This window comes from Acinetobacter sp. HR7, assembly GCF_000773685.1.
Classification (GTDB): domain Bacteria; phylum Pseudomonadota; class Gammaproteobacteria; order Pseudomonadales; family Moraxellaceae; genus Acinetobacter; species Acinetobacter thermotolerans.
The window spans coordinates 1-5354 of record NZ_JPQO01000079.1; the positions used below are offsets into that span (position 1 = coordinate 1).

Annotated in this window: 3 protein-coding genes and 1 pseudogene; 1 reads left to right on the plus strand and 3 read right to left on the minus strand. The window is 37.9% G+C overall.

What is annotated here, in order from left to right; genetic code table 11:
- Nucleotides 1-221 (plus strand): annotated as a pseudogene (locus tag GW12_RS15345) (hypothetical protein); the annotation flags it as partial.
- 63 nt (nt 222-284) lie between these two features.
- On the opposite strand, the gene GW12_RS04835 reads toward GW12_RS15345, so the two are convergent.
- From GW12_RS04835 to GW12_RS04845, 3 genes are read right to left on the minus strand one after another with little or no spacing between them, the layout of a single operon-like run.
- Nucleotides 285-1784: a succinate CoA transferase gene (locus tag GW12_RS04835; protein ID WP_034584238.1), complete on the minus strand. Its 1500-nt coding sequence runs from the start codon at nt 1782-1784 to the stop codon at nt 285-287.
- Nucleotides 1785-1814: 30 nt separating this feature from the next.
- A complete protein-coding gene (locus tag GW12_RS04840) occupies nt 1815-2984 on the minus strand; it encodes a thiolase family protein (protein ID WP_034584241.1) in 1170 nt (389 codons plus the stop codon).
- A 29-nt stretch (nt 2985-3013) separates the two neighbouring features.
- Nucleotides 3014-4795 (minus strand): acyl-CoA dehydrogenase C-terminal domain-containing protein, encoded by a 1782-nt coding sequence (locus tag GW12_RS04845; protein ID WP_034584244.1) that lies wholly within the window; start codon nt 4793-4795, stop codon nt 3014-3016.
- Nucleotides 4796-5354: the final 559 nt, after the last annotated feature.

The window sequence follows — 5354 nt, forward strand, 5'->3', positions numbered from 1 at the left end:
GATTCAGCGGACGCTTACGTTCTATCAATGTATGGACGTTGTTCTTGAAGTTGTCTTAGATGATGAAATGGAACTTGACGATTCTGTTGTGAATTTCCGTCGTATGTTTGGTGATGAACGTATGGATGCTGTCTTAGGATCTGTTGATGGTTCAGCGCTTAATTGATAGTTATCAGAAACTACATCAAGCACGTGCAAAACTACTCGCACAAGCTCAATAATTTTTAGATCAAACATAAAAAAGCCTTAGAAAATTCTAAGGCTTTTTTAATTACTAAAAATATTTAAGCACTTTTCATATGACCTGTTTCTTCAAAATTAGCATGCCAAGACAATGCTTCTTCTAAAAGATGTGGCGTATGCCCACCGCGCTCACAAGCTCGCTCAAAATAACTGAGTAACTCTTGCTTATAATCTGGATGTGCGCAAATCTCAATAATTTTCAGTGCACGTTCACGAGGTGCTAAACCACGTAAATCTGCTAAACCTTGTTCTGTCACCAAAACATCGACATCATGATCGGTATGATCTGTATGACTCACCATTGGCACCACAGATGAAATTGCACCACCTTTCGCAATCGATTTCGTTACAAAAATAGCAATATGTGCATGACGAGTGAAATCACCTGAACCACCAATACCATTCATCATTTTTGTTCCAGTCACATGTGTTGAATTTACATTCCCGTAAATATCAAACTCTAATGCTGTATTGATGGCAATAATGCCTAAACGACGAATAATTTCAGGGTTATTTGAAATTTCTTGTGGGCGCAACACAATTTTATCTTTGTACTGATCAAAGTTTTTCATCACATGTGCAAAACATGGATCTGACAATGTCATTGAACAACCTGAAGCAAACTTCATTTTTCCAGAATCTAACAATTGGAAAGCACAGTCTTGTAATACTTCAGAATACATTTCTAAATCATGAAAATTAGAATGTTCAAAACCAGAGAATACGGCGTTTGCAATAGACCCCACACCCGATTGTAATGGTCCTAAATTTTCAGGCAAACGTCCTGCTGCAACTTCCCCTTCAAAAAAGTGGATTAAATGCTTGGCAATTGAAAGTGTTTCAGCATCTGGTTCATCCATACCAAATGAGGTATCTGGGATTTCATTGATCACAATTGCAGATATTTTCTCTGGGCTCACACAAATACCAGCAGTACCAATACGATCACCAACATGTGTTAATGGTATTGGGCCACGATTTGGACGAGTTTTAGGCACATAAATATCATGTACCCCTTCTAAAATAGGATTAATAGTGGTGTCAATTTCAATAATGACATGATCTGCCATTTCAATGAAGTTTGCAGAATTACCACATGATCCTGTCGGAATAATTTGACCATCTTCTGTAATTGCAGTTGCAGCAATAATAGCAACATTAGTTTTTGGCAAATTATGATGGCGAATGTTATCTGCCATTTCAGATAAATGCTGGTCAATATACATGACTTCACCAGCATTAATCGATTTTCTTAAGCCTGGATCTGCCTGATAGGGATAACGTCGTGCAATAGCATGAGCATCATTTAAACGACCATCAATACGATTACCTAAGCTTGCACCTGTTGCAATTGTAATACGTAAAGGATGTGTTACTGCATGATCTGCTAAAGCAAGTGGTACCACTTTTGCTTCACCTGCACCACCAAAACCACTTAAGCCAACTACAGCACCATCTTGAATTAATTCAATTGCTTGTTCTGCGGTCATAACTTTATCATGCAAAGCATGCAAACGAATGCGATCTAAACCGTTCATCATAAAAATCTCAAAAGAAAATTGCGAAGTGTATTAAATAAGTTCAACTGCTATTGCAGTTGCTTCACCACCACCAATACACAGTGCTGCAATTCCTTTTTTGCCACCTGTACGTTTTAATGCATGAATTAAAGTCACAATAATACGTGAACCAGATGAACCGAGTGGATGCCCCAAAGAACACGCGCCACCGTGAATATTGACTTTGGCTTCATCTAAATCAAATGCATCGATTGCTGCCATGGTCACCATAGCAAAAGCTTCATTGACTTCCCAAAGATCAACCTCTTGAGCTGTCCAGCCTGCTTTTTTCAAGACTTTTTCAACCGCACCCACAGGTGCAATAGTAAATTCTGAAGGATGTTGTGAGTGAGTAGCATAAGCAACAATATTGGCTAATGGTTTTAACCCACGAGCCGTTGCTATTTCATCTGAAGTAATGACCAATGCAGATGCACCATCTGAAATTGAACTGGCATTTGCAGCAGTAATGGTGCCATCTTTTTTAAATGCAGGACGTAGCGTTGGAATCTTTTCTGGTTTTGCATTTAGTGGTTGTTCATCTGTATCTACAACAACATCACCTTTACGGCTAGTTACTGTCACAGGGACAATTTCATCTTTAAAGAAACCACTGTGAATAGCCGTTACTGCTTTATTTAATGACTGAATGGCAAAAGCATCTTGTTGTTCACGGGTATAGCCTTTTTGATCTGCCATATCCTGTGCCAATATTCCCATAGAAAGACCTGTTTCAGCATCTTCTAAACCTTCTTGGAACATGTGATCTGTAATTTTGCCATGTCCCATACGGTAGCCTGAACGTGCCTTATCTAAAATATAAGGTGCATTCGACATAGATTCCATACCACCAGCAACTACAATTTCTGCAGAACCGGCTTTAATTGCATCAGCAGCTTGCATTACTGCTTTCATACCAGAACCACAAATTTTATTAATGGTGGTTGCACCAGTTGCATCGGGTAACCCAGCTTGACGCATTGCTTGACGTGCAGGTCCTTGCTTTAAACCAGCTGGCAACACACAGCCAAAAATCACTTCATCAATATCGCTTGCTTGTAATTTTGCACGCTCTACAACTGCTTTAATTGCCGTTGCACCTAAAGTGGGTGCGCTACAAGATGAAAGAGAACCTTGAAAACCACCCATTGCTGTACGTACAGCATCTACAATAACAATCATTTATTTTTTCATCCTATTTTTACAGCGACTTATGCCTGAGCGGTGAAATATTCTTCAGGCAATTGCATAACCAATTCAGCACCAGCATGAATACGTTGTGTACGTGCAGCTAAGTCTGGCAGTACTTTTGCTGCAAAATACTGTGCTAAAACTAATTTATTTTGGAAAAATACTTCAGTTTTTTGCTGTGCAGCTTGACTAATACGGGCATACATATAGGTAAAACTGAGTAGACCAACTGCATGTAAATAATCCACAGCAACTGAATTACTAAAATCAGAATTGAGTTTAGATTGCTCAACAATAAAGGTGGTCAGTGCTTCAAGTTCATCACATACTTTTTGAGTGGTTGCTTTAATACTCAATTGATCATCTAATGTCGTCGCAAACTCACGAATTTCAGCAATATATTCTGCAATAAATGCGCCCGCACATTTTGTGGTTTTACGACCAATTAAATCAATGGCCTGCACACCATTGGTACCTTCATAAATTTGTGCGATGCGTAAATCACGAATACATTGTTCCATACCCCATTCACGAATATAACCATGCCCACCAAAGCACATTTGAGCTTCTAAAGTAGCTTGCAATGCTGTATCTGTTAAATAGGCTTTGGCAATTGGCGTTAATAATGCAACACGGTCATTGGCTTTACGAACAACCTCTGCATCTGTTGAGTACTTTGTAATATCTAGTTGTTGACCTACATATACGGCAAATGCACGTGACGCTTCATTATTAGCACGTACATTCAATAACATACGGCGTACATCACCATGTACTAAAATTGAATCTGCTGGCTTTTCAGGAGATTTCGCACCTGTGGTTGCACGGCCTTGTAAACGATCTGTCGCATATTGTGCCGCATTTTGATATGCATATTCAGATGCACCAACACCTTGAATTCCCATAGACAAACGTTCGTAGTTCATCATGACAAACATACCTGCTAAGCCTTCATTTTCTTTACCAACCATGAAGCCTTTCGCACCATCAAAATTCATGACACAAGTTGATGAACCTTTAATCCCCATCTTATGTTCAATTGAACCTGCAGCCACCGCATTACGTTCACCCAACGAACCATCCGCATTGACTAAAAATTTAGGCACAATAAATAATGAAATACCGCGTGAACCCGCTGGTGCATTTGGTGTTTTCGCCAAGACAAGATGAATAATGTTGTCACATAAATCATGCTCACCACTGGTAATGAAAATTTTAGTTCCAGTAATGTTATAAGAACCATCTTCATTCGGTTCAGCTTTGGTTTTAATAATACCTAAATCTGTTCCTGAGTGTGGTTCAGTTAAACACATGGTACCTGACCACTCACCCGTATACATTTTAGGTAAATAGGTTTCTTTTTGCTCTTGAGATGCACGGTCATTAATGGCCATACCCGCACCAACGGTAAGGAGTGGATATAACATAAATGATGGATTTGTACTCCAAATCATTTCATCAGCAAGGACCGTCAGCATTTTAGGCATGCCTTGGCCACCCCATTCTTCATTTGCACCTAAACCAATCCAACCACCACGTGCAAATTGATTAAAAGCATCTTTAAAGCCTGCGGGTGTTGTTACCACACCATTATTAAATTCTGCACCACCAGATTCATCTGCTGAACGATTTAAATCTAAAATGACATTTTTAGAAAATTTAGCCATTTCTTCTAGAATGGCATTGGCTGTTGCCATATCTAAATGAGCTAAATTTTCATTACTTTGCCAGAACTCTTCTGCTTTAAACACATCGTTTAAAATAAAGTCCATATCTTTCAGTGGTGCATTATAAATTGGCATGGTGTTTTCCTTTCCCTACTTTGTAGTCAAGTGATATTTCATACTTTAACGATCAAAGTGCTTTTTTAAAGTTGTATGTTTCCACGTAAAACCATTGAAATGTTTTTACGGAATGATTGAAATTTGTGAGATAAATGACAGTAATAATCAATATTACTGAGGGATTACATCTTAAGCACAACAAAAATTGTGAAGACTGTAATACTTACTGTGAATAGTATTTGGGTAGATCAGAATGAATAGAATTCAATAAAAATTTAAGAATATAAGAAGTGCAGCTATACATAATAAAACCTAATAACAAGATTTGTTTAGTCGCTATATCTATATGACTACTTTTACAGTTTCAAATAAACATATCTATTGTTGTTCGAACACAAAAACAATAAATTAAAAATTTTAAAAATGGAATTTTATTTCCCAAAACTGACCTCCTCAGTTCAAATTTCTTGACAAGCCATATTTCACATAAAAAAGAACAATTATTATTCAACTATCATATTCCAACACTTTTCTCGTTCATTTAGGTGTATATTCTATACTAGGACTTACGCACTAT

Excerpts from the sequence above, each read along its gene's own strand:
- GW12_RS04840 (WP_034584241.1), bottom strand. The coding sequence starts at position 2,984 with ATGATTGTTATTGTAGATGCTGTACGTACAGCAATGGGTGGTTTTCAA.
- GW12_RS04845 (WP_034584244.1), bottom strand. The coding sequence starts at position 4,795 with ATGCCAATTTATAATGCACCACTGAAAGATATGGACTTTATTTTAAAC.
- GW12_RS04835 (WP_034584238.1), bottom strand. The coding sequence starts at position 1,784 with ATGATGAACGGTTTAGATCGCATTCGTTTGCATGCTTTGCATGATAAA.